Raw genomic sequence first — 23689 nt, forward strand, 5'->3', positions numbered from 1 at the left:
GCCGGCCACTCTCGGTAAATGGGCTTATAGAGAGCGGATCAAAATTCGACGTCCCTCAATGGCGATTCATTTCGCTCAAGTTCGATGCCGCCCGGATACCGAAGCAAAAAGTCCCCGAAGTTTTTCTGGCTGTCTTGCGGATAAAGCTTTCGCCCCTCAGCAACCGGAATGACCATGGCGGTCGGCTTGCCGTTTCTCGTGATAATGGTTGGCTCGCCGTTTCCTGCGGCCCCGACGATTGCCGAGAGTCCTACCTTGGCCTGCCGAAGCTCAATAGTTTTCACGACGACCTCCTTTATAGTCTCGTGTGTTTATAATATCGCGGCTACCCAGCAAAGGAACAGCCCTTATGAAAACCCTTGGCCTTCTGGGCGGCATGAGCTGGGAATCGACCGCGATCTACTACCGCCTGCTCAACGAGATCGTGCGCTCGCGGCTGGGCGGGCTGCATTCGGCGAAACTGCTGCTGTGGTCGTTCGACTTCGCCGAGATCGCCGAGCGGCAGCATCATGGCGACTGGGAGGGCGCCGGCGTTCTTCTCGTCGAAGCGGCGCGCAAGCTCGAGGCGGGCGGCGCGGAAGGCCTACTTCTGTGCACCAACACCATGCACAAACTGGCCGATCAGGTGCAGGCGTCGGTGTCGATCCCGCTGATCCACATTGCCGACGCCACGGCGGTGGCGGTCAAGCGCGCCGGCATGCAGCGGCCGGCACTGCTGGCGACGCGCTTCACCATGGAGCAGGATTTCTACAAGGGCCGGCTCGCCGACAAATACGGCCTGCAGCCGGTCGTGCCCGATGCCGCCGGGCGCGACATGGTCCATCGCGTCATCTACGAGGAATTGTGCCAGGGCATCGTCACGGAAACCTCCAAGGCGGCCTATATCGCCGAGACCGAACGCCTGCGCCGCGAAGATGCCGCCGACAGCGTCATCATGGGCTGCACCGAGATCACCATGCTCATCGGCCAGCAGGATTTCGACATTCCGGTCTTCGACACGACGCGCATTCATGCCGAGGCGGCAGTGGAATTCGCGCTCGGTTGATACGCTTCTCCTAAAGTTCCTAAAGTGCCGGCAGCCATCTGGCGCGGGGGTTTTCCTCCGCTAGAATGCCCGGAATTTCAAAACAGGCATTTCGAGGGGACAAGATGGATTTTGCGCTTCCGTGGCCGACGAGCCAGGGCGAATGGCTGGCGTGGTCGAGCGCCGTCTTCACCGTGCTGCTCGGGCTTTTGTTTTTTCTGGCACCGAGCCTCGCCTTCCGTGCCCTGCGTTTGCAGGTCAAGCCCGAGAAGGCGGCGGCGATCGCCGAGGGGCGTGGCAGGATGTCGGGCTTCTATCTCGGCGTCGGCTTGTGTTGCATCCTCTTGGCGCAGCCGCTGATCTACATGGCGCTCGGCTTCTCCTGGCTGTTCACCGCCTTCGGCCGGCTGCTGTCGATGATGTCGGATGGCGCCAACACGCCTTTCAATTGGGTTTCCATCGTGGTGGAATTGGTGCTGGCGGCATTGCCGCTTGCCTTTGCCTTCGGCTTTCTGCCTTGAATCGTTGGGTATTCCGCGATGGAAGACGGGTGACTTTCGCCGGATGCGACAATAGTGCCTGAAAACCATGCGGAACGACGCATTGCGGTCTTAAAATGCCTGTGCTAGACGGCAATCGACTTTCGGCCGGGGATAGCGGAAGCCGCGCCTCCGTGCTCGAAAAAATGCAGTAAGGTCAAAGATTTAGCCAGAGTTTTTGCTCGCGCCAACAATCTGCGGCCTGTCAGACAAGAGAAAAGACGGTCCGTGGCTCAATCGTCATCGCCAATCTCAGGTGTCGCAGAACGCTATGCGGGTTCGCTGTTCGAACTCGCCCTGCAGGCAAATTCCGTCGCCAAGGTCGAAGGCGACCTCAACAGCTTCGAAGCCATGCTCGCGGGCAGCGCGGACCTTACCCGTCTGATCAACAGCCCGGTGTTCTCCAGCGAGGACCAGGCCAAGGCCATCGCGGCGATCGCCGACAAGGCTGGCATTACCGGCCTCACCGGCAATTTCCTGCGCGTCGTCGCCAGAAACCGCCGGCTGTTCGCCATTCCCGGCATGATCAGGGCGTTCCGCCAGATCGCCGCCGAACATCGTGGCGAAACCGCTGCTGAAGTGACGTCGGCACATGAGCTGACCGCTGCGCAGCAGACCGAACTCAAGGCGGCGCTGAAGAGCGTTGCCGGCAAGGACGTGGCCATCTCCGTCACCGTCGATCCGTCGCTGCTTGGCGGGCTGGTGGTCAAGATGGGCTCGCGCCAGATCGATACGTCGCTCAAAACCAAACTCAATTCGCTCAAGCTTGCACTGAAAGAGGTCGGCTGATGGACATCCGCGCCGCGGAAATTTCCGCAATTCTGAAAAACCAGATCAAGAATTTCGGCAAGGAGGCCGAGGTCTCCGAAGTTGGACAGGTGCTGTCCGTCGGTGACGGTATCGCCCGCGTCTACGGCCTCGACAATGTCCAGGCCGGCGAGATGGTCGAGTTTCCCGGCGGCATCCGCGGCATGGCGCTCAACCTCGAAGCCGACAATGTCGGCGTCGTCATCTTCGGTGCCGACCGCGACATCAAGGAAGGCGACATCGTCAAGCGCACCGGCGCCATCGTCGACGTCCCCGTCGGTCCCGGTCTGCTCGGCCGCGTCGTCGACGCACTCGGCAATCCGATCGACGGCAAGGGCCCGATCAAGGCAGTCGAGCGCAAGCGCGTCGACGTCAAGGCGCCCGGCATCATCCCGCGCAAGTCGGTGAACGAGCCGATGTCGACCGGCCTCAAGGCCATCGATGCGCTGATCCCGGTCGGCCGCGGCCAGCGCGAGCTGGTCATCGGCGACCGTCAGACCGGCAAGACCGCCATCATCCTCGACACGATGCTCAACCAGAAGTCGGTGCACGACAACGGCCCCGAGAAGGAAAAACTCTACTGCGTCTATGTCGCCGTCGGCCAGAAGCGTTCGACCGTCGCGCAGTTCGTCAAGGTGCTGGAAGAGCGCGGCGCGCTCGAATACTCGATCATCATCGCAGCTACCGCTTCCGATCCGGCGCCGATGCAGTTCCTGGCGCCGTTCGCCGGCTGCACGATGGGTGAGTATTTCCGCGATAACGGCATGCATGCGCTGATTAGCTATGACGATCTGTCGAAGCAGGCCGTCGCCTATCGCCAGATGTCACTGCTGCTGCGCCGCCCGCCGGGCCGCGAAGCCTATCCGGGCGACGTCTTCTATCTGCATTCGCGCCTGCTCGAGCGTGCCGCAAAGCTCAACGACGATCTGGGCGGTGGATCGCTGACCGCACTGCCGATCATCGAAACGCAGGCCAACGACGTGTCGGCCTATATCCCGACCAACGTGATCTCGATCACCGATGGCCAGATCTTCCTCGAAACCAACCTGTTCTTCCAGGGCATCCGTCCTGCCGTGAACGTCGGCCTGTCGGTCAGTCGCGTCGGCTCGGCCGCGCAGGTCAAGGCGATGAAGCAGGTCGCCGGCTCGATCAAGGGCGAACTCGCGCAGTACCGCGAAATGGCGGCCTTCGCGCAGTTCGGCTCGGATCTCGACGCCGCCACGCAGCGCCTGCTTAACCGTGGATCGCGCCTGACCGAACTCCTGAAGCAGCCGCAGTTCTCGCCGCTGAAGACGGAAGAGCAGGTCGCGGTGATCTTCGCCGGCGTCAACGGCTATCTCGACAAGCTGCCGGTCAACCAGGTCGGCAAGTTCGAGCATGGCCTGCTCAGCCACATGCGTGCGGCCGGCAAGGACGTTCTCGACGCCATCCGCAAGGAAAAGGCGCTGTCGGACGATCTGCGCGCCAAGCTGAAGGCCGAGATCGACGCTTTCGCCAAGACCTTCGCTTGAGCGAATTGCAAGACGGGATCAGGTTTGAAGCATGCCTTCATTAAAAGACCTTCGTAACCGTATCGCCTCGGTCAAGGCGACGCAGAAGATCACCAAGGCGATGCAGATGGTCGCCGCGGCGAAGCTGCGCCGTGCGCAGGAGGCCGCGGAAGCGGCGCGCCCCTATTCGGAGCGCATGGGTTCCGTGCTGGCCAACATCACCCAGGCAATCGGCGGCGGCGGCGATGCCCCGGCGCTGATGACCGGTACCGGCAAGGATGACGTGCATCTGCTCGTCGTCTGCACCGCCGAGCGCGGCCTGTGCGGCGGCTTCAATTCGCAGATCGCTCGCCTTGCCCGCGACCATATCCGCAAGCTGCTGGCCGACGGCAAGCAGGTGAAGATCATCTGCGTCGGCAAGAAGGGTTTCGACATCCTGCGCCGCGACTATGCATCGCTGATCATTGACCGTGTCGATCTGCGCGAGGTCAAGACGCTTGGTTTCGTCAATGCCGATGCCATCGCCAAGAAGGTCATCCACCTCTTCAACGAGGGCGCCTTCGACATCTGCACGCTGTTCTATTCGCAGTTCAAGTCGGTGATCAGCCAGATCCCGACCGCGCAGCAGATCATCCCGGCCGGCCTGGCTTCGACTCCGGCCGAGGCGAACGACGGCGGCAACGCTGTCTATGAATACGAGCCGGAGCCGGGCGAAATCCTCTCCGATCTCATTCCGCGCAACATCTCGGTACAGGTTTTCCGGGCACTGCTCGAAAACGCCGCCGGTGAAATGGGCGCCAAGATGAGCGCCATGGACAATGCGACGCGCAACGCCGGCGAGATGATCAACAAACTGTCGATCACCTACAATCGTCAGCGGCAGGCGCAGATCACCAAGGAACTGATCGAAATCATTTCGGGCGCCGAGGCGCTCTAGGCGCGGTCCGCGGGTCATCGATCCGCGACCGGACCGCGTGAGAAACAAAGGACGAAAAAGGGTAAAGACGATGGCGAAAGCAGCGACCCCCCAGAAGGCGGCCCCCAAGGCGGCAGCCGCGAAGACCGCAGCCCCCGCGAAGGCGGCGGCCAAGGCTCCAGCAGCGAAGGCAGCTCCGGCAAAGTCGGCGGCCGCACCCACCAAGGCTGCCGCGGCCAAGACATCGGCAGTGGCCAGCAAGGCAACCGGCGTTGTCGGCAAGGTCCGCCAGGTCATCGGCGCCGTCGTCGACGTGCAGTTCGGCGATCACCTGCCGGCGATCCTGAACGCGCTCGAGACGACCAATGTCGGCAACCGCCTCGTGCTGGAAGTTGCCCAGCATCTGGGTGAAAACACCGTGCGCTGCATCGCCATGGACTCGACCGAAGGTCTGGTTCGCGGCCAGGACGTGCGTGACACCGGGGCGCCGATCACCGTGCCGGTCGGCCCGGGCATGCTCGGCCGCATCATCAACGTCATCGGCGAGCCGGTCGACGAAGAAGGCCCGGTCGACGCGACCGAAATGCGCTCCATCCACCAGCCGGCTCCGACCTATGTCGAGCAGTCGACGGAAGCCCAGATCCTGATCACCGGCATCAAGGTGCTCGACCTTCTGGCACCCTACGCCAAGGGCGGCAAGATCGGCCTGTTCGGCGGCGCTGGCGTCGGCAAGACCGTGCTGATCCAGGAGCTGATCAATAACATCGCCAAGGCGCATGGCGGCTATTCGGTGTTCGCCGGCGTCGGCGAGCGCACCCGCGAAGGCAACGATCTCTATCACGAGTTCATCGAATCCGGCGTCAACAAGAAGGGCGGTGGCGAAGGCTCCAAGGCAGCACTCGTCTACGGCCAGATGAACGAGCCGCCGGGGGCGCGCGCCCGCGACGGCCTGACCGGCCTGACGGTGGCGGAATATTTCCGCGACCAGGGCCAGGACGTGCTGTTCTTCGTCGACAACATCTTCCGCTTCACGCAGGCGGGTTCGGAAGTGTCGGCTCTGCTCGGCCGTATCCCGTCGGCGGTGGGCTACCAGCCGACGCTCGCCACCGACATGGGTGCGCTGCAGGAACGCATCACCACCACCACCAAGGGCTCGATCACGTCCGTGCAGGCCATCTACGTGCCCGCCGACGACTTGACCGATCCGGCGCCGGCGACCTCGTTCGCTCACCTTGACGCGACGACGACGCTCAACCGCGCCATCGCCGAGAAGGGCATCTATCCGGCCGTCGACCCGCTCGATTCGACCTCGCGCATGCTCGACCCGCTGGTCGTCGGCGACGAGCACTACGGCGTCGCGCGCCAGGTGCAGTCGATCCTCCAGCGCTACAAGTCGCTGCAGGACATCATCGCCATCCTGGGCATGGACGAGTTGTCGGAAGAGGACAAGCAGACCGTGGCCCGCGCCCGCAAGATCGAGCGCTTCCTGTCGCAGCCCTTCTTCGTCGCCGAAGTGTTCACCGGCGCGCCGGGCAAGCTGGTCGACCTCGCCGACACCATCAAGGGCTTCAAGGGCCTCTGCAACGGCGACTACGATCACCTTCCGGAAGCTGCCTTCTACATGGTCGGCGGCATCGAGGAAGCAGTCGAGAAGGCACAGCGCCTCGCGGCTGAAGCGGCGTAATCAAGCGAATAGGGAGTAGCGAATAGGGAATATGGGCTGGCGAATTCTTCTGACTACTCGCTACTCGCTATTCGCTATTCGCTAAATTGACATGGCTGAAGCTTTCAAGTTCGAACTGGTCTCGCCGGAGCGCCTGCTGGTTTCCGCCGAGGTCGAATCCGTCGTCATTCCGGGCGCCGAAGGCGAGATGACCGTGATGGCGCACCACGCGCCGGTCATGACCACGATCAAGCCTGGCGTCGTCACGGTGAAGACCGCTTCGGGCGGCGAAGAGCGCTATGTGGTGTTCGGCGGCTTCGCCGACATCGTTCCAGCCGGCTGCACGCTGCTGGCGGAATCGGCTGTCGCGGTGAAGGATGTCGACCGCGCCGATCTCGCCCGTCGCATCCAGGAAGCCAAGGAAGATGCAGCCGATGCCAAGGACGACCAGGCTCGCAGCAAGGCGGAACAGTTCCTTAGCCAGCTCACCACGCTGGAAGGCGCCATCCTGCCGGCCTGAAGCCTGCTTCGGATGACGGATTGAAAAGCGGGGCCTTGCCTCGCTTTTTTGTTAGAGGCCCAATGCAGCGAAGGCTGCTGCCGAGCCGCCACGGCGCAGCTGTTCAAGATGGGCGGTCGTGAGATCCACCAGGTTTTTGCGCCCGGACTCTCCCTTGGCAAAGCCAGTCAGATCGAACACCGACGCGACGCTTTCGGCGGATGACAGGCGCCTGTCACCGATTGCCGCCAACGCTGCATCGAGCGGATCGGTGAAATGGCTCTCCGGCAAGGTCCTGCCGCGTGCTTCGCAGGCTGCGATCCAGGCGGCGATCACCAGCGTCAGATGTTCGGGCACAGCGCCGGCTTCGAGGCACTCCAAGGCGGAAGCGACGATGCGTTGCGGCAGTTTCTGGCTGCCGTCATTGGCGATCTGTGCCGTGCGGTGGGCAAGTGCCGTGTTTGAGAAACGCTCGGCCAGTTCAGCCGTATAGCTTGCCGTATCCAGCCCGGCATTCCTCGGTAGCGTCGGAATGGCCTCGGCCCAGAGTGCATCGACAAAGGCCCGTATCGCCGGATCGGCGAAGGCGCGGTCGACGGTGGCGTGACCGCTGAGCAGGCCGAGATAGGCGATGGCCGAATGCGAGCCGTTGAGCAGCCTGAGCTTCATGTCCTCGAACGGCCTGACGTCGTCGACCATGGTGACGCCGAACTGTTCCCAGGCCGGCCGGCCCTGTGGGAAATTGTCCTCGACCACCCACTGGCAGAACGGCTCGGTCATCACAGGCCAGGCGTCCTCGACGCCGAGTTCGACAGCGACCCGCGCGCGGTCGGCATCGGTGGTTGCCGGGACGATACGATCGACCATGCTTGAGGGAAACGCCACTTGATCGGCGATATGGTTGGCGAGCCCGGCATCGCCCTTCGCATCGAGCCTGGCATCCCGCAATTCGGCGAATTCGATCAGCAGCCGGTGCAGCGTGGCGCCGTTGGCCGGGAGGTTGTCGCAGCACAGCACGGTGAAGGGCGGTGTGCCGGCGGCGCGTCGCCGGGCAAGCGCCTCAGTCAGAAAACCATGCGCTGTCTTCGGCATTTGCGGATTTGCCAGGTCGTGGGCGATATCAGGATGAGCGGTATCCAGTCCACCGCCCGCCGCCCTCAGATAGGCCTTTTCGGTGATCGTCAGCGTGATGATCCAGGTACGCGGATCGGTCAGCGCGGCCAGCACCGCGCCCGGGTCTTCCGGCGCCACCAGCATCGCGCCGATCGAGCCGATGACGCGAAGCTTCTCCTCGCCGCTGCTTCTGATCGCCAGCGTGTATAGGCCGTCCTGCGGCGCGAGCGCGTCGCGTGTGTCGGTACTGCGCAGCGACACGCCTGTTATGCCCCAGCCTGTCTCGCCTGCCGCCAGGCAGTCGTCGACATAGGCTGCCTGATGGGCGCGATGGAAGGCGCCGACACCGAGATGCACGATGCCCGGGACGACGCGGCTGCGATCATACGAAGGTGTCGCGATCGAAGCCGGCAGTGCGTGCACCGTCGTCATGGAAAGGCGGTTGGTCATCGTCGTACGGCTGGTCTGTTCGGATGGCATTAAATCGCCCTCAGGGAGTAGTCGGCTAGCGGCCTAACATTCGATTTCCTGCCACACAATGGGTCGAAAAGTCATCATACAACAATCTAATTTTTGTATGTTGACATTATTTCTTGTCGACCCTACCGATAGCGGCTCTGGGAGGATGATCGTGGCACTGACCGATGCGGATTTGCTGTTTCCCGCCGAGGCGCATTCGCGCTCGGTCGCCCGCGATCTCTATGCTGGGATCAAGGATCTGCCTCTGGTCAGCCCGCATGGTCACACCGATCCGCGCTGGTATGCGCAGAACGAGCCGTTTCCGGATCCAGCGCAACTGCTCATCGTGCCGGACCACTACATCTTCCGCATGCTGTTCAGCCAGGGCGTTCGTCTTGAGGATCTCGGCGTGGCGACGCTCGACGGCGGGCCGGTGGAGACCGACGGCCGGACGATCTGGCGGCGTTTTGCCGAGCACTATTATCTGTTTCGCGGCACGCCGACCCGGCTGTGGTTCGACCATGTGCTCGCCGATCTGTTCGGCATCGACGAACCGCTGACCGCGGCGACCGCCGACGGCCATTACGACACGATCGCGACGCTGCTGCAGTGGGAGAATTTCCGCCCGCGCGCGCTGTTCGAACGCTTCAACATCGAGGTCATCGCGACCACTGAAGGCGCGCTCGACGATCTCAAATGGCACCAGATGATCCGCGAGAGCGGCTGGCAGGGCCGCGTCATCACCGCCTACCGGCCGGACGCGGTCGTCGATCCCGACTTCGAAGGATTCTCGGCCAATCTCGACCGGCTCGGCGAGGTAACCGGCTGCGACACCGGCAGTTGGGCAGGCTATCTCGACGCGCACCGCCAGCGGCGCGCCTTCTTCAAGGGTTTTGGCGCGACCTCGTCCGACCATGGCCATCCAACGGCCGAAACCGCCAATCTTTCGGATGCCGCGGCGGCGGAGCTGTTTAGCCGCATCCGCCGTGGTTCCGACGACGAGCGCGAGCGAAAACTGTTCCGCGCCCAGATGCTGACCGAGATGGCCAAGATGAGCCTCAACGACGGGCTGGTGCTGCAGATCCATCCCGGCTCCTGGCGCAACCATTCGCCGGCTGTTTTCCAAAAATTCGGCCGCGACAAGGGCTTCGATATCCCGACCCGGACCGACTATGTGACGGCGCTGAAGCCGCTGCTCGACTGCGTCGGGCTGGAGCGCGACCTCACCGTCATTCTCTTCACGCTCGACGAAACCAGTTATGCGCGCGAACTCGCGCCGCTGGCCGGTGTCTACCCGGCGCTGAAGCTCGGGCCGGCCTGGTGGTTCCACGACAGCCCGGAAGGCATGCGGCGCTTCCGCGAGATGACCACCGAGACGGCCGGCTTCTACAACACCGTCGGTTTCAACGACGACACCCGCGCCTTTCCATCGATCCCGGCGCGCCACGACGTGGCGCGGCGGGTCGACTGCGCGTTCCTCGCGCGTCTCGTCGCCGAGCATCGGCTACACGAGGACGAGGCGCATGAGCTGGCGCGGGAGCTTGCCTACACGCTTGCCAAGAAGGCGTACCGGCTCTGAGCCGGGCGCTTCGATTTTAAAAGGGAGGAAGTCATGTTGCATTTTTCGAAATTGACGGCAGCCACGTTCGCTTTCGGCTCACTGCTGGTCGGCATTGCCAACGCCGAAACCGTGCTGCGCTCGGCCGACACGCATCCGGATGGCTACCCGACCGTCGACGCGGTGAAGTACATGGGCGAGCTGATCAAGGAGCGCACTAAGGGCGCCTACTCGGTCGAGGTCTATCATTCGGCGCAGCTTGGTGAGGAAAAGGACACGATCGAGCAGACGCAGACCGGCGTCATCGATCTCAACCGCGTCTCGATGGGACCGTTCAACGGTATCGTCCCGGAAACCGCCGTGCCGTCGCTGCCCTATATGTTCCGTTCGGTCGAGCACATGCGCCACGTGATGGACGGGCCGATCGGCGACGAGATCCTGAAGGCTTTCGAGGCGCATGATCTGGTCGGACTCGCCTTCTACGATTCCGGCGCCCGCTCCTTCTACAACACCAAGAAGGACATCGCCTCGATGGCCGACATGAAGGGCATGAAGTTCCGCGTCATCCAGTCCGACGTTTTCGTCGACATGGTCAATGCGCTCGGCGCCAACGCCACGCCGATGGCCTATGGCGAGGTCTATTCGGCCTTGCAGACCGGTGTCATCGACGGCGCCGAGAACAACTGGCCAAGCTTCGAATCGGCCAAACACTATGAGGTTGCCAAGCACTACACGATGGACCAGCACCAGATCGTTCCGGAGGTGCTGGTGATGGCGAAGGCGAGCTGGGACAAGCTGTCGCCGGAGGACCAGGCGATCGTGCGGCAGGCGGCCAAGGACAGCGTCGTCAAGATGCGTGAACTGTGGGACGCGCAGGAAAAGAAATCGCGCGACATCGTCGAAGCCGCCGGCGTCAAGGTCAGCGAGATCGACAAGCAGCCGCTGATCGACGCGATGAAGCCGGTCTACGACAAGTATCTCTCGACGCCCGAGCTGAAGGATCTCGCGGCGCGCATCCAGGCAACCAAATAATCCGTTCGCGACAATGGTGGCGCGTTGATCCGCGCCACCATCCGGGGAGACGCGTATATGAAATCATTCTGGCTGGCCACGGAGCGGCTGCTGTCACAGCTCGCAAGGCTTGCACTGTGGGTCAGCGGTGCCGGACTGACGCTGATGACGTTGATCATCTTCTGGCAGGTGTTTTCCCGTTACGTCCTCAATAGTTCGCCGAGCTGGACTGAGTCCTTTTCGGTGCTGCTGATGGGCTGGTTCATCTTCCTGGGTGCTGCCGTCGGCGTTCGCGAGCGCACCCATCTGGGTTTCGATGTGCTGCTTTACTTCCTGCCGCATGGCGCCAAGGCGGTACTGCGCAGCATTTCGGACATCGTCGTGCTCGCCTTCGGCGCGGGCATGATCATCTACGGTATCCAGCTCACCAGGCTGACCTGGAACACGGTGATGCCGTCGCTTTCCTTGCCGGGCGGCGTCGGATTCCTGCCGGTCATCCTGGGCGGCGCGCTCGTCTGTCTGTTTTCCCTGGAGCGGCTGGCCGGGCGATTTGCCGGACTGCCCGTAGACGCCGATCAGTACGCCACGGGCGAGGAGGATCTGTAATGGCCCTGACGGTTCTGTTCGGCACCTTCGTCTTCCTGCTGATCATCGGCACACCGATCGCGTTCTGCCTTGGCGTCGCCAGCTTCGCGACGGTTCTGGTGCTGGACCTGCCGCCGCTTGTGGTGTTCCAGCGTCTCAACTCCGGCGTCAGCGTGTTTTCGCTGATGGCCATCCCGTTCTTCATCTTCGCCGGCGACCTGATGGTGCGCGGCGGCATTGCCGCCAGGCTGGTGGCGCTTGCCGGTTCCCTGGTCGGTCATCTGCGCGGCGGGCTGGGGCAGGTCAACATCGCTGCCTCGACCATGTTCGGCGGCATTTCCGGATCCGCAGTGGCCGATGCTTCGGCGGTCGGCGGGCTGATGATCCCGCAGATGAAGGCGCGCGGCTACGGCATCGACTATGCCGTCAACATCACCTCGGTCGGCGCCATCATTGCGCTGCTGATCCCGCCCTCGCACAACATGATCATCTATTCGATATCGGCCGGCGGCCGCATCTCGATCGCCGACCTTTTCACCGCGGGCGTCATACCCGGCCTGCTGTTGGCGCTGTCTCTCATGATCACGGCCTATTGGGTTGCCAGCCGTCGCGGCTACCCGACCGAGCCGTTCGCGGGCTTCGGCCGCGCGTTGCAGCTGCTTGTCGCCGCAATTCCGGGCCTGGTCCTTATCGGTATTATCTTCGGCGGCGTCCGCTCCGGCGTCTTCACGGCCACTGAAAGCTCGTGCATCGCCATCGTCTACGCCTTCCTGGTGACGCTTGTCATCTACCGCTCGATGAGCTGGAACGACTTCGTCGCCGCTACAACGGCGGCCGTGCGCACGACGGCAATGGTGCTGATGATCATCGGCTGTGCTGCTGCCTTCGGCTGGCTGCTGGCCTATCTCAGGGTCCCCGCCGCGCTCGTCGCCTTCCTGCAGTCAGTGTCCGACAACAAGCTGGTCATCCTGCTGATGATCAATGTGGTGCTGCTTATCCTCGGCACGTTCATGGATATGTCGCCGCTGATCATCATCACCACGCCGATCTTCTTGCCCGTGGTGATGGCCTACGGCGTAGACCCCGTGCATTTCGGCGTCATCCTGATCCTTAATCTCGGCATCGGCCTGTGCACGCCGCCAGTGGGGGCGGTGCTGTTCGTCAGCTGCGCCATCGGGCGGATCCCGATCTGGACGGCGATGCGCTCGATCTGGCCATTCTACGGCGCGGCTTTCGTCGTGTTGATGCTTGTCACCTACATACCGGAAATCTCATTGTGGCTACCGAGCCTGTTCCACTAGGAGAACCATCAAGTGCCCGCTGCATCCGCCGACCTCAAGGTCGAGAGAAAACCCAAACTGTCGGAAACCGTCGTCGCGGCGATCCGCAGGCAGCTGCAGGCGGGCGAGATTCAGCCTGGCCACAAATTGCCGACCGAGGGCCAGCTGACCGAGACCTTCGGCGTCAGCCGCACCGTCATCCGCGAGGCGCTGGCCAAGCTTGCCGCCGATGGGCTGGTCGAGCCGCGCCAAGGCGCCGGCGTCTTCGTCAACGAGCACATCTCGACGATGTTCGGCGCGCTGGCCGCCGACATGGGTAGCAAGGATTCGATTGCGCTCAACGTGCTGGAAGTGCGGCTTGCGATCGAGATCGAATCGGCCGGGATCGCCGCCATCCGCCGCAACGCGGCGCAGGAGGCAGCGATCCAGGAAGCGTTTTTCGAGTTCGAACGGCTGCTGCTTGCCAGCGAGCCGACCGGCCCGGCCGACCTCGCCTTCCACCGCGCGATCGCCAGCGCCACCAACAATCCGTTCTATGTCGAGATGCTCGACGTGCTCGGCCGGCGCGCCATTCCGTGCGACGTGACCTCGCCCTGGTCGACCGAGCTGGTGCAATCCGACAGCTATCAGCGCGGTCTGCAGCGCGAGCATCTGGTGATCCTCAACGCTATTACCTCAGGCGATGCCGAGGCCGCGCGTGAAGCGATGCGGACGCATCTCACCGCCAGCCAGCAACGCTACCGCGAGCGCCTGCATGCAAGGCAGCATTTTTATGCCAGTTCGGTCAAGGCCGCTGCCGGCGAATAAATCAATCAAGTCAGGACAGCCCCATCTCAAGTCAGGATTGAAATGAGCCAGAGCCATACCGATTATACCTCGCGCTTCGCCATCGATCCGGTCGCCGCGGCGGCCATGGGAACCGATGAGCTGCGCCACAATTTCCACATCGAAGACCTGTTCCAGCCGGGTCGCATCAGCCTGACCTACACCCATTACGACCGCATGATCGTCGGCGGTGCCGTGCCGACCGGCTTGCCGCTTCAACTGGAGGCGATCAAGCCGACCGGGACCAAGAACTTCCTCGACCGCCGCGAGCTGATCGCCGTCAACATCGGTGGGGCAGGCGTCATCGAGGCCGGCGGCCAGTCCTTTGAATTGCAGGCGCGCGACATGCTCTATCTCGGCATGGGAACAGCCCACGTGTCGTTCGCGTCGGCGGACAAGGGCGTGCCGGCAAAATTCTATCTGCTCAGCGCGCCGGCGCATCACGCCTGGCCCAGCCGGCTGATCCGCATCGGCGACGCCAAGCGCCTCGATCTCGGCAGCAAGGATGCCTGCAACGAACGCTCGATCTTCCAGTTCATCCATGCCGAGGGTGCAAAGACCTGCCAGTTGGTGGTCGGCATGACGCAGCTGGCGCCGGGCTCAGTGTGGAACACCATGCCATGCCATGTGCATGACCGGCGCATGGAGGCCTATCTCTATTTCGACCTGGCCAAGACGGCGCGCGTCTTCCACTTCATGGGCGAGCCGGACGAGACGCGCCATCTGGTGATGCGCAACGAGGAAGCGGTGCTGTCGCCTGGCTGGTCGATCCATTCGGGCGCCGGCACGTCCAACTACGCCTTCATCTGGGCGATGGCCGGCGACAATGTCGACTATACCGATGTCGATCCAGTGGCATTGGACGAATTGCGGTGAGCGATAACTCCGCATTCAGCCTGGCCGGAAAGCGTATGCTGGTGACCGGCGCCAACACCGGCATCGGCCAAGGCATCGCGGTGTCGATCGCACGCGCCGGCGGCGCGGTGATCGGCGTCGGCCGCTCGTCGATGGACGATACGGCAAGCAGGGTTGCCGCGATGGGCGGGCAATTCGAGGCGGTGAGTGCCAACCTTGCCGATACGTCGGCAGCGGGTCCGTTGCTCGAACGTATCTGGGAGGAAAGCGGTCCGCTCGACGGACTGGTCAACAATGCCGGCATCATCCGCCGCGCCGATGCCGTCGATCTCAGCGAGACCGATTGGGATGACGTCATGGACGTCAATCTGAAGACGGTTTTTCTGCTCTGCCAGTCCTTTGCCAGGCGTGTCCTGGCCGGCGGGCATCAGGGCAAGATCGTCAACATCGCCTCGGTGCTGAGTTTCCAGGGTGGCATCCGGGTCGCATCCTATACCGCCTCGAAGCATGGCGTGCTCGGCATCACCCGGCTGCTCGCCTGCGAATGGGCGGCAAAAGGCATCAACGTCAACGCCATCGCGCCGGGCTATATAGAAACCAACAACACGCAGGCACTGCGCGCCGATCCCGATCGCAGCGCCGCCATCCTGGCGCGCATCCCGGCAGGCCGCTGGGGCGACGCGGGCGATATTGGCGACGCCGCCGTCTTCCTGCTGGCGCCGGCGTCGAACTATATGCATGGCGCGGTGGTGCCTGTGGATGGCGGCTGGCTAGCGCGCTAGCGCGGTTCATCGTTTCACGGAAATGCCGAACTGCGCTACCTCTTTGTTTCGACGCAATTCCGAACGGAAAACCGTTTCACACTTTTCCTGGAATTGCTCTGAGGAGATGACGATGACCGCAAAGATTTTCGCGCATGCGGGCGAGGGCGCCTGGACGGCGACGCCGGACGGTAACAGGAGGTGCGTTCTCCTGCACACGGATGAATTGATGATGGTCGAATTCGGCTTCGACAAGGGTGGCGTCGGCGCTCTGCATTCGCACCCGCATGTCCAGGCAAGTTACGTCGCCGAAGGCCGCTTCGAGGTGACCATCGACGGCCGGACCGAAACCATTGCGGCCGGCGGCAGCTTCATCGTGCCGTCCGGTCTGGTGCACGGCGTCAAGGCGCTGGAGGCAGGAAGGCTGGTCGATAGCTTTACGCCGCACCGAGCCGATTTCCTCGCTTAACGGTGAGAGATCGAGCAGGGAAGACCCGCGCCCCTGAAGAGGCGCGGGTTGTTGCCTGGGCGCTTGTGGCGCCGCGGTACTCAAGACATGACCGCAGGATGCGGAAGCTGCCGCATGATGGTGAAGATAGTCTTAATGCGCCGGAGGTGGATGGCCGGTGCTGCGTTCGGTCAGGTGATGTGCCGGAGCAGGCTGAAAAGCCGCTCGAACGTCTTGCCGTAGGGCGGGCGCAGCAAGGCCCCGGCGCTCAGCCGCGACTGCAGCGGGCGCTTCAGGCGGTCCTTGCAGACGCCAAAGTCGGGGAAGGCTGCGCCTCGAAGGCGGTGCGCTGCAATTGGAACAGCTCGCCGAGAGCATCCTGTCTGATCTTCAGCATCGCGCCCTCCCTGGCCTGTCGGGCCGAGCTTACATCGTGGTGCGTGGAGGAATCCAGCGGGGTGCAGGTGTCGCGGGGAAGGCGCAGGCTGCGACCACCTGTTCCTGTTGTGGTGCGATGACAGCTGCGATAAGCCAAGGTGCCCATGCAGAGAGTCGTTTTGACCGGTTTCCACATCCTCTTCGGTTCACGAGATTCCAGCCCGGTGTCTGCCTGATGCAGGCATCGGCGACGAGCACCTTGGCCGAGGATCCCAAGCGGCGCGTGCTGAAGGACGTGTTCGGCTTCGATGATTTTCGCCCCGGCCAGGCCGATGTCATGGATGCGCTGCTGGCCGGGCGTCATGTGCTGGCTGTCATGCCGACGGGTGCCGGCAAATCGCTTTGCTACCAGGTTCCGGCGCTGGTGCTGGGCGGGCTCACCATTGTCGTTTCGCCGCTGGTGGCGCTGATGCAGGATCAGGTCGCGGCCTTGCGCCTTGCCGGCGTGGCAGCCGATACGATCAATTCCTCGATCGACCGCGAGGTCAACATCGCCGCATGGCGGCGCGTGGCTTCGGGCCAGACGCGCCTGCTCTATCTCGCGCCGGAGCGGCTGATGACCGAGCGGATGATCGAGGCGCTGGCCAGGCTCGATATTCGCCTGATTGCCGTCGACGAGGCGCATTGCATCTCGCAATGGGGTCCGGCGTTTCGACGCGAGTATGAGGACCTATCGCGGCTGCGTAATATCTTCCCCGGTGTGCCGATCATCGCGCTGACGGCGACGGCGGACGAGAGCACGCGCACCGACATCGAAGCCCGGCTGTTCGCCGAGCGCGTCGAGACCCTGGTGCTGGGCTTCGACCGGCCGAACATCAAGCTTGCCATCGAGGCCAAGCAGGACAGCAAGCGCCAGTTGCTGCGCTTCGTCGAGCGTCATCCCGGCCGCAGCGGCATTGTCTACTGCCTGTCGCGCAAGAAGACGGAGGAGATGGCGGCCTTCCTCGAGAAGAACGGCGTCACCGCGCTCGCCTATCATGCCGGCATGAGCAAGGACGCGCGTGATGCGAATCAAAACGCTTTCATGACCTTGTCCGGCGTCGTCATGGTGGCGACCATCGCCTTCGGCATGGGCATCGACAAGCCTGATGTGGCCTATGTCTTCCACACCGACATGCCGGGCAGTCTCGAGGCCTATTACCAGGAGATCGGCCGCGCCGGCCGCGACGGGCGGGATGCGGAAGCGCATATGCTGTTCGGCCTTGGCGACATCCGCATGCGCCGGCTGTTCATCGACGACGAGGACGCTGCCGTGGAGCACAAAAGGCGCTCGCATCGCCGGCTCGATACGCTGATCGGCTATTGCGAGACGGCGCAGTGCCGCCGCCAGGTGCTGCTTGGTTATTTCGGCGAAGAGGCTCAGCCTTGCGGCAATTGCGACACCTGCCTCGACCAGGCGCCACGCGCCGATGGCGGAGCGGAGGCGCGGATCATCCTGGCGGCCATCGCGCAGAGCGGAGAACGCTTCGGTGCCGGCCATGTCATCGACATTCTGCTTGGCCATGAGACAGAGAAGGTACTGGCCAGGAACCACCAGAGGCTCGCCAGCTTCGGCAGCGGGCTGGCGCACAAGAAGGACTTCTGGCAGTCGCTGATCCGGCAGCTTGCCGCAGGCGGGTTCCTGGAACCCGATCCGAGCGGCCATGGTGGTCTCGCCATCGCCGAAAAAGGCCATGCGCTCGGCCGTGGCGAGATGCCGTTCCACTACCGCGTCGAGGTCCGCACCCGCGCCTTGCGCAAGATGCGAGCGGCCGAGGGTATGAATGCCGAGGGCATCGATGCGTCGCTGTTGGCCGCGCTCAAGGCGCTGCGCCTGCGCCTCGCCAAGGAGCGCCAGGTGCCGGCCTATGTGGTGTTCTCCGATCGCACGCTGATCGACATGGCCGAACGCTGTCCCCGCGACCTCGACGCCTTCGCCGAAGTGAATGGCGTTGGGGCGGCGAAGCTCAAGGAGTTTGGGAAGGTTTTTCTGGGTGCAATCGCGGCGCATCGGGCGACGCCTCTGTAATCCATCCGAGAGCCAAACTCGCCCTACGAACCTGTTAGCGATGGCTTCACCCGCCGAATCGCTGGGCAGGCCGCCGCGAGCACTTAGCCATTGAACTTATCGGCGAACTGTTTGGCGATCCCGTCCGTCAACATGTCAGCGAACTTCAACATGTGAACGTGACCTTCGTCGTAGGATTTGATATCCGCTACCCAATCTTTCTTCAGCCGGCCAACGACCTCACCAGTTGTCAGCTCAAGATGCTTGTGCGGCATTTCCTTCAGGTCTTGTTCGGACCAGTTGGGATTGGCCTTGCTGAGAAACATGGCAATGTCGTCCGCATTGCCCGTCCATTTCTTCTGAGCGGCCGCGAGCTTGTTCTTGCTCCCCGATTTGACCGGTTTGACCGCCTCCGTTGACATCAGCCGTCCCTCGACAGATCCTCGCCGACTGGAACAAAAGGGTTCCTCTGTTGTTCTACAACCGTCCTGATGTTCGATGGGCTGGTACGCCGGCCAAGGGCAATCCTCGCGGCCCGCGCTCGGCAGGCATGCGAAGACAAGGGATGGCAAATGGATCCCGCCGATCTCAACGTGGAACGGATCGTCACCGTATTCGGCGGAACAGGCTTTCTCGGGCGTAGAATCGTGAAGCGACTCCTGGAAAGGGGGTTCACGGTCCGCGCCGCATCCCGCCATCCGGCTCGCGTGGTTCCAGTCTTTTCCTCGATTACAAGGATGCCCGAAGCAGTCGAGGCGGATATATTGAATGCGTCCTCGATCGGCTCGGCCATTGCTGGATCAGAGGCGATCGTGAATGCTGTCAGTCTTTATGTCGAGCAGGGCGTCCAGACTTTCGAACGCGTGCATGTGGAGGCCGCGGCTAAACTCGCCGCCGCGTCGCGCGATGGCAAGGTCGACCAGTTCGTCCAGATTTCAGGGATCGGCTCCGATCCTCAATCGGATTCGAATTATATTAGGGCACGTGGGCGCGGAGAAATTGCTGTGCAGGGCGCATTTCCCGGTGCTTTCATTGTGCGTCCCGCCGTCATGACAGGACCTGACGACGCTTTCCTCACAACCATTGTGAGGCTGATACGCCTCCTGCCGGTCTATCCGCTGTTCGGCGATGGCGGCACTCGGCTTCAACCGGTCTACGTGGAAGACGTCGCAGAAGCAGTGAGCCGGCTGATCGACGGGCGAAGCCACAAGGGTTCGCCCGCATTCGAATTCGGTGGCCCGCGCATCTACACCTACAAGGAACTGCTTCGGGAGATCGCCCGGCAGCTCGATACTCACATCAGGCTGATGCCGGTGCCGTTTGCGGCGTGGAACGCCTTGGCTGGCGTCGCGGAGCTCCTTCCGGCCGCACCCATAACGCGTAACCAGGTCGATCTTATGCGTCACGACAATGTGGCAGCAATCGACGCGCCGGGCCTGAAGGAACTCGACATCGGGCCGTGGGACATCAACGAGGTGATCCGCTTGATCGAACAGCGCCGTGACGCAGGCTCGCGCACATCTCCCGCTTAGGAAGCCCCAATGATCCTGGCGGGAACCTATCGCCGCGCGACAAGTTGGTCGAGCTTGAAGCCAATGAAAGAAGGAAAAGAACTATGGCCAGATGCGATCAATGCGGGAATGACTACGATAAGGCTTTCAAAGTGACGATTGCAGAGGAAATCTACACGTTCGACAGCTTCGAATGCGCGATTCAGAAACTTGCTCCGACGTGTCCGCATTGCAGATGTCGGATCATCGGACATGGCGTCGAACAAGATGACATCATCTACTGCTGCGCACATTGCGCTTCGGAGGAAGGTGCGAGCGCGCTGACCGATCGCGCACCTTGATGGTACTCTGTGCAGGAGGCAATCGCAATCACACTCAGCTTTGGGTAGTGGGTCAGTTTGAAATTATGAAGCCGTAATAAACGCCGGACAAACCGCCCGCCGTCGCGTCGGCGGCTATCTCCCAGGCAGTCATGGAACGCACAGCTGGCTTTCAGCGTCCCAATTTCGCCTGCCAGGGTCATCCCAGCATCGAACGTCCAACATCACAAAGGCGACGCCGAACAGAACAGCAAGGACGGTGCCAGACACGCTGCCCCATATAAGCGCGCTGATGATCTGCGTTTTGGTCATAGCCGTTCCTCTCGGATGATTATGCCCGCGAAAAAAAGTTCACCTTGTGCAGAATATGGGTTCGAGTCCGCGACCCTTGGCGGAGAGGGAGGGACTCTAACCCGCATTCGGGCAAAACACCGGATTCCCACCCGTCTCCAGGCGGCTGGCCCTTCCAGCGATACAATCAGCGATGCATAGCACGATACATGGCTCCTGGGAGCCCGGTTTCTCACAGCAAGCGATCGCCGCCATTCGGTGCTGCTGTCTAACGTTGCCCGCGCGACACGACGTACAGGCGGCCGGGCAACGCTCGACGAGTTCGAGGGATGGTTGAGCGTGTGAGTGATCAGCACTTGCGTCGATCGCGCTGCTGTGATGTGCGCGGCGTCAAACGTCTCGATGGCGAGACACGCCGCCTCGTCTTCTTGGACGGAGTCGCAAAACGTGATGTGCTAACACGATGGTGAGAGGCAATGTTTGCCTACTCATGAGCCATTGCGAAAGCCAAGCTCATTGGGATCGACAGGAAGATCGCCGAACTGATCGAATTGCGCGGGCTGATTCATCACCTGGTCGAGCACTGCCACGGCGGCGAGGGGCCGGATTGCCTGATCATCGACGAGTTGGCAGGACAGGACAAGGCATGGCCCAGTGAGGCGAACAACCCCGCCCCAGCGGTGCTGTCGCTTGTTGCGCCTCCGGCACGTCCGGCTGCCGACGTTGGCTACGAAGCCACAGAGGGCGACACGAGCGGTTTCGAAGGCCGCGGCGAACGTCTGTGCGAGCATGCACATAGTAGCGTCGTCGGGCGGGATGGTGATAGCGGGGGACCGCTGTCTATGGAATCGCGTCAAATCACCAGTACATGCATCGGCTATTTGAGGTTCGCCTCAAGCTTTTCATGCCCAAAAGAATTGTCTCCCATGTGCGGCGGGATATCCGAAGCTTGGCGATCCTGTTCCACATACTTGCCCTCACGTCCGCACCCTCAGCGCCTGCTCCAGCCTGTCGGCAATCTGGGTGACGATATAGGCAATCACCATGTAGATCACGACGGCAATCACGAAGGCTTCGAGGTAGTAGTAGTTCAGCGCGGCGGTCAGCTGGGACTGGGCGAAGATATCGACAACCTCGATGGCGAATCCGAGAGAAAGCGCCTTCATGATGACCATCATCGAGGTAGTAAGATCGGGAATTGCCGTGAGGACCACCTGGGGAAATAGAATCCGCCGGAACAGCTGGCCATTTGTATAGCCCAGCGAATGGGCTGCGTCCGACTGACCGGTGTCGAATGCATTCAGGGCTCCCTTGATAATCTCCGATTGGAACGCAGCGACACAGCCGGTAATCGCAACTACAAGGATGACCCAATTGGGGGTTTCGTGGGCGTTGAAGTTGATCCCCAGCAATGAGAACAGGAACTGGAATGCGGGCGGCAGACCGAAATAGGCGAGGAAAATCACGATGACCATCGGAACGCCCTTGAAGACGATCTTGTAAGTCATGATGAGCTCTCGCAGCACCGGTACCCGTCTGTATTCGATAAGCGCGAATATGCTGCCGACTATCGTCGACAGGACGAAAATCATGAGCGCCATTCCAATTGTCACGGGTACGGCACTCAGAATTTCCTGCGTGTCCTGAAGCAAAATATCGGTATCAAACATGGTTGAATACCCTTACGTCAGACGCTCGCGAGGAGCTGGTTCTTGATCGGAGTTGTTGTCGTGGCCTCAGGCGCTTGCATCGGTGATCGAAGCTCGAAGAAGCGCACGATGAGCCATGCGACCAGGCACATCAGCGAATAGATGACCGCCAGGACGAGGTAGGTTTCGAATTGGAACTGGTTGTAATCGCGCTCCATGATCAGATGTGCAGTCGCCATGACGTCGGCTGCCCCGATGTACATGACCAGCGCAACGTTATGGATCAGGTAGATGATGGAGTTCCCATAGCCCGGCAATGCGAAGTGCACCGCTTGCGGGCCGACGACGCGAGTAATTTTCTGTCGGAACGTATATCCAAGGCTGTCGGCCGCATCGTGCTGGCCGCGATCGACGGCCAGGTATGCGGGCCGCATGACTTCCGACAGATAGCCGCCGTGGTAGAGGCTCAACCCCACCATGGCAGCCATCGTCGCTGAAATAAAATCTTTGGCGCCGAACAGGATCACCAACAGCGGAAGCCCATAAAACGCGACGAACAACTGCAGTACGACAGGAACACTCCGGGCATAGGACACGTAGAGGTCCACCAGGGGACTGATGACTGGCACTCTGCGGACCCGGAGGGTTGTCGCGATGAGAGCCAGGCAGAACCCGGAAATGAGGGCTGTAAACGTGATGGCGAGCGTCAGCGGCAGTGCCGAGAGCAACTCGGGAATCATAGCAGATACATCCACTTTGAAACGCTCCTTCTTGCAATTCAGCCTTGCCGCTGACTAGCGAATATGGTCGTCGACGGCCGTGCTATTTCATGTACTGGACGATGCCCTCGCCGAACCACTTCTGCGAGAGCTTTTCGATCGTGCCGTCGTCTTTCAATTCCTTGAGAACCTTGTTCACATCGTCGGCCAGACCCTTGTTCTCGTCAGATCGGTGGATCAGCATGTAGGTGTTGTTGCTGAACACTGGTTCGGATGCCACGATATCGAGTTTCTTTTGCTCGATGACGGTCTGCTCACCGAGATTCGACGGCAGGACGAGAGCGTCGAACTTGCCGTTCTGAACTTCGTCCAGCCGGTTCGGGTAGGGGATACCGGCACTCGATGCCGTGACTTCGAGCTTGTATTGCGGGTTTTCTTTCTGCCAATTCATGATGAACTTGTAGGTTCCACCGCCGGCCGTGGTCGGAACGATCCTCTTGCCGACCAGGTCTTTCATTTCCTTAATGCCGCTGTCTTTCTTGCTGTAGATCTTCATCAGGCTGGCGCCCATGGGATTTTCCGGAATGAGGAACTGCTTGGAGCGCTCGGGCGACTTGTAGTAGCCACCGACCGCGATGTCGTACTTGCCCGTGGCGAGGCCGGTTTCCTGGGCAATGTCGGAGACGCCTTCCATTTCGAACTTGTATTGCGGCAGCTTTGCGTTGATCGCCCTCAGGAGATCGGGCTCATAGCCTTGCGGCTCGACGCCGATCGCGCCCCATGCCAGCGGCTTGGATTCGGCAGACGTGGCGATCTTGATCGTCCGAACGGTCTGGCCATGGCTGATCCCCGCTGTTGCAAGGGCAATTGCGATGCCGCCAGCGATGGCCAGGGCATAGCGGCGAGAAAAACTGGATGTGATTGCAGACATTTCTTAGGTT

24 protein-coding genes are annotated in these 23689 nt (G+C 61.9%); 18 read left to right on the forward strand and 6 right to left on the reverse strand.

Annotation, left to right across the window (positions count from 1 at the left end; translation table 11 throughout):
* Positions 1-38: 38 nt before the first annotated feature.
* Positions 39-284, reverse strand: coding sequence for a type II toxin-antitoxin system Phd/YefM family antitoxin (locus NKJ06_RS06955; protein WP_352629113.1), 246 nt, complete (start codon positions 282-284; stop codon positions 39-41).
* 65 nt (positions 285-349) lie between these two features.
* Here NKJ06_RS06955 and NKJ06_RS06960 point away from each other — a divergent pair, with 65 nt between their 5' ends.
* The 7 genes from NKJ06_RS06960 to NKJ06_RS06990 all read left to right on the forward strand — a co-directional run bounded on the left by NKJ06_RS06960 (position 350) and on the right by NKJ06_RS06990 (position 6959).
* Positions 350-1045 (forward strand): aspartate/glutamate racemase family protein, encoded by a 696-nt coding sequence (locus NKJ06_RS06960; protein ID WP_352632894.1) that lies wholly within the window; start codon positions 350-352, stop codon positions 1043-1045.
* A gap of 104 nt (positions 1046-1149) precedes the next feature.
* Complete coding sequence (locus NKJ06_RS06965; RefSeq protein ID WP_136622211.1) at positions 1150-1545, forward strand: AGROH133_08824 family phage infection protein; 396 nt, start codon at positions 1150-1152, stop codon at positions 1543-1545.
* A gap of 246 nt (positions 1546-1791) precedes the next feature.
* A complete protein-coding gene (locus tag NKJ06_RS06970) occupies positions 1792-2352 on the forward strand; it encodes a F0F1 ATP synthase subunit delta (protein WP_352632893.1) in 561 nt (186 codons plus the stop codon).
* Positions 2352-3881: a F0F1 ATP synthase subunit alpha gene (atpA, locus tag NKJ06_RS06975; RefSeq protein ID WP_352632892.1), complete on the forward strand. Its 1530-nt coding sequence runs from the start codon at positions 2352-2354 to the stop codon at positions 3879-3881. Before NKJ06_RS06970 ends, atpA begins: the two co-directional genes overlap by 1 nt.
* A 31-nt stretch (positions 3882-3912) precedes the next feature.
* Positions 3913-4797, forward strand: a complete 885-nt coding sequence (locus tag NKJ06_RS06980; RefSeq protein WP_352632891.1) for a F0F1 ATP synthase subunit gamma — start codon at positions 3913-3915, stop codon at positions 4795-4797.
* A 70-nt stretch (positions 4798-4867) separates the two neighbouring features.
* A complete protein-coding gene (gene atpD / locus NKJ06_RS06985; RefSeq protein ID WP_352809466.1) occupies positions 4868-6460 on the forward strand; it encodes a F0F1 ATP synthase subunit beta in 1593 nt (530 codons plus the stop codon).
* 91 nt (positions 6461-6551) lie between these two features.
* Positions 6552-6959 (forward strand): F0F1 ATP synthase subunit epsilon, encoded by a 408-nt coding sequence (locus NKJ06_RS06990; protein WP_095775824.1) that lies wholly within the window; start codon positions 6552-6554, stop codon positions 6957-6959.
* Between the two features lie 51 nt (positions 6960-7010).
* Here NKJ06_RS06990 and NKJ06_RS06995 read toward each other — a convergent pair whose 3' ends face one another.
* A complete protein-coding gene (locus NKJ06_RS06995; RefSeq protein WP_352632889.1) occupies positions 7011-8531 on the reverse strand; it encodes a mannitol dehydrogenase family protein in 1521 nt (506 codons plus the stop codon).
* Between the two features lie 145 nt (positions 8532-8676).
* Here NKJ06_RS06995 and uxaC point away from each other — a divergent pair, with 145 nt between their 5' ends.
* The 9 genes from uxaC to recQ all read left to right on the forward strand — a co-directional run bounded on the left by uxaC (position 8677) and on the right by recQ (position 18279).
* Positions 8677-10089, forward strand: a complete 1413-nt coding sequence (uxaC, locus tag NKJ06_RS07000; RefSeq protein WP_502905589.1) for a glucuronate isomerase — start codon at positions 8677-8679, stop codon at positions 10087-10089.
* 33 nt (positions 10090-10122) lie between these two features.
* Complete coding sequence (locus tag NKJ06_RS07005) at positions 10123-11100, forward strand: TRAP transporter substrate-binding protein (RefSeq protein WP_352632888.1); 978 nt, start codon at positions 10123-10125, stop codon at positions 11098-11100.
* Between the two features lie 57 nt (positions 11101-11157).
* Positions 11158-11685 (forward strand): TRAP transporter small permease, encoded by a 528-nt coding sequence (locus tag NKJ06_RS07010; protein ID WP_352632887.1) that lies wholly within the window; start codon positions 11158-11160, stop codon positions 11683-11685.
* Complete coding sequence (locus tag NKJ06_RS07015; RefSeq protein ID WP_352632886.1) at positions 11685-12965, forward strand: TRAP transporter large permease; 1281 nt, start codon at positions 11685-11687, stop codon at positions 12963-12965. Before NKJ06_RS07010 ends, NKJ06_RS07015 begins: the two co-directional genes overlap by 1 nt.
* Before the next feature lie 12 nt (positions 12966-12977).
* Positions 12978-13751 carry a FadR/GntR family transcriptional regulator gene (locus NKJ06_RS07020; RefSeq protein WP_352632885.1) on the forward strand — a complete coding sequence of 258 codons (774 nt, stop codon included), beginning with the start codon at positions 12978-12980 and terminating at the stop codon, positions 13749-13751.
* 42 nt (positions 13752-13793) lie between these two features.
* Complete coding sequence (kduI, locus tag NKJ06_RS07025; RefSeq protein ID WP_352632884.1) at positions 13794-14645, forward strand: 5-dehydro-4-deoxy-D-glucuronate isomerase; 852 nt, start codon at positions 13794-13796, stop codon at positions 14643-14645.
* Entirely contained in the window at positions 14642-15406 is a 765-nt protein-coding gene (kduD, locus tag NKJ06_RS07030; protein WP_352632883.1) for a 2-dehydro-3-deoxy-D-gluconate 5-dehydrogenase KduD, read from the forward strand. The genes kduI and kduD overlap by 4 nt, the downstream gene beginning before the upstream one ends.
* Positions 15407-15518: 112 nt before the next feature.
* A complete protein-coding gene (locus NKJ06_RS07035) occupies positions 15519-15854 on the forward strand; it encodes a cupin domain-containing protein (RefSeq protein ID WP_352632882.1) in 336 nt (111 codons plus the stop codon).
* Positions 15855-16446: 592 nt separating this feature from the next.
* Positions 16447-18279, forward strand: a complete 1833-nt coding sequence (gene recQ, locus NKJ06_RS07040) for a DNA helicase RecQ (RefSeq protein ID WP_352632881.1) — start codon at positions 16447-16449, stop codon at positions 18277-18279.
* A gap of 83 nt (positions 18280-18362) precedes the next feature.
* On the opposite strand, the gene NKJ06_RS07045 is transcribed toward recQ, so the two are convergent.
* The gene (locus NKJ06_RS07045) at positions 18363-18680 is read right to left on the reverse strand and encodes a hypothetical protein (protein WP_352632880.1); all 318 of its coding nucleotides are present in this window, start codon (positions 18678-18680) and stop codon (positions 18363-18365) included.
* Between the two features lie 150 nt (positions 18681-18830).
* Here NKJ06_RS07045 and NKJ06_RS07050 point away from each other — a divergent pair, with 150 nt between their 5' ends.
* Together NKJ06_RS07050 and NKJ06_RS35790 are read left to right on the forward strand one after the other, a co-directional pair.
* Positions 18831-19790: a complex I NDUFA9 subunit family protein gene (locus tag NKJ06_RS07050; RefSeq protein WP_352632879.1), complete on the forward strand. Its 960-nt coding sequence runs from the start codon at positions 18831-18833 to the stop codon at positions 19788-19790.
* Positions 19791-19873: 83 nt separating this feature from the next.
* Positions 19874-20110, forward strand: a complete 237-nt coding sequence (locus NKJ06_RS35790) for a metallothionein (RefSeq protein WP_502905590.1) — start codon at positions 19874-19876, stop codon at positions 20108-20110.
* Positions 20111-21357: 1247 nt separating this feature from the next.
* Here the strand turns inward: NKJ06_RS35790 and NKJ06_RS07055 are convergent.
* The 3 genes from NKJ06_RS07055 to NKJ06_RS07065 form a co-directional block, all read right to left on the reverse strand.
* Positions 21358-22050: an amino acid ABC transporter permease gene (locus tag NKJ06_RS07055; protein WP_352632878.1), complete on the reverse strand. Its 693-nt coding sequence runs from the start codon at positions 22048-22050 to the stop codon at positions 21358-21360.
* 17 nt (positions 22051-22067) lie between these two features.
* Complete coding sequence (locus NKJ06_RS07060) at positions 22068-22784, reverse strand: amino acid ABC transporter permease (protein WP_352632877.1); 717 nt, start codon at positions 22782-22784, stop codon at positions 22068-22070.
* A gap of 67 nt (positions 22785-22851) precedes the next feature.
* Positions 22852-23679 (reverse strand): transporter substrate-binding domain-containing protein, encoded by an 828-nt coding sequence (locus tag NKJ06_RS07065; protein ID WP_352632876.1) that lies wholly within the window; start codon positions 23677-23679, stop codon positions 22852-22854.
* Between the last annotated feature and the right edge of the window lie 10 nt (positions 23680-23689).

Source organism: Mesorhizobium sp. M0293 (genome assembly GCF_040321735.1).
In the GTDB taxonomy this organism is placed as follows: Bacteria; Pseudomonadota; Alphaproteobacteria; order Rhizobiales; family Rhizobiaceae; genus Mesorhizobium.

Bases quoted from the DNA above. Each gene is read 5' to 3' on its own strand.
- NKJ06_RS06965 (WP_136622211.1), top strand. From the start codon at position 1,150: ATGGATTTTGCGCTTCCGTGGCCGACGAGCCAGGGCGAATGGCTGGCG.
- atpD (WP_352809466.1), top strand. From the start codon at position 4,868: ATGGCGAAAGCAGCGACCCCCCAGAAGGCGGCCCCCAAGGCGGCAGCC.
- NKJ06_RS07065 (WP_352632876.1), bottom strand. From the start codon at position 23,679: ATGTCTGCAATCACATCCAGTTTTTCTCGCCGCTATGCCCTGGCCATC.
- recQ (WP_352632881.1), top strand. From the start codon at position 16,447: ATGCAGGCATCGGCGACGAGCACCTTGGCCGAGGATCCCAAGCGGCGC.
- NKJ06_RS06960 (WP_352632894.1), top strand. From the start codon at position 350: ATGAAAACCCTTGGCCTTCTGGGCGGCATGAGCTGGGAATCGACCGCG.
- NKJ06_RS07055 (WP_352632878.1), bottom strand. From the start codon at position 22,050: ATGTTTGATACCGATATTTTGCTTCAGGACACGCAGGAAATTCTGAGT.
- NKJ06_RS07045 (WP_352632880.1), bottom strand. From the start codon at position 18,680: ATGTCAACGGAGGCGGTCAAACCGGTCAAATCGGGGAGCAAGAACAAG.
- NKJ06_RS07050 (WP_352632879.1), top strand. From the start codon at position 18,831: ATGGATCCCGCCGATCTCAACGTGGAACGGATCGTCACCGTATTCGGC.
- NKJ06_RS06980 (WP_352632891.1), top strand. From the start codon at position 3,913: ATGCCTTCATTAAAAGACCTTCGTAACCGTATCGCCTCGGTCAAGGCG.
- NKJ06_RS06995 (WP_352632889.1), bottom strand. From the start codon at position 8,531: ATGCCATCCGAACAGACCAGCCGTACGACGATGACCAACCGCCTTTCC.
- NKJ06_RS07005 (WP_352632888.1), top strand. From the start codon at position 10,123: ATGTTGCATTTTTCGAAATTGACGGCAGCCACGTTCGCTTTCGGCTCA.
- NKJ06_RS07035 (WP_352632882.1), top strand. From the start codon at position 15,519: ATGACCGCAAAGATTTTCGCGCATGCGGGCGAGGGCGCCTGGACGGCG.
- atpA (WP_352632892.1), top strand. From the start codon at position 2,352: ATGGACATCCGCGCCGCGGAAATTTCCGCAATTCTGAAAAACCAGATC.
- uxaC (WP_502905589.1), top strand. From the start codon at position 8,677: ATGATCGTGGCACTGACCGATGCGGATTTGCTGTTTCCCGCCGAGGCG.
- NKJ06_RS35790 (WP_502905590.1), top strand. From the start codon at position 19,874: ATGGCCAGATGCGATCAATGCGGGAATGACTACGATAAGGCTTTCAAA.
- NKJ06_RS07010 (WP_352632887.1), top strand. From the start codon at position 11,158: ATGAAATCATTCTGGCTGGCCACGGAGCGGCTGCTGTCACAGCTCGCA.
- kduI (WP_352632884.1), top strand. From the start codon at position 13,794: ATGAGCCAGAGCCATACCGATTATACCTCGCGCTTCGCCATCGATCCG.
- NKJ06_RS07015 (WP_352632886.1), top strand. From the start codon at position 11,685: ATGGCCCTGACGGTTCTGTTCGGCACCTTCGTCTTCCTGCTGATCATC.
- NKJ06_RS06990 (WP_095775824.1), top strand. From the start codon at position 6,552: ATGGCTGAAGCTTTCAAGTTCGAACTGGTCTCGCCGGAGCGCCTGCTG.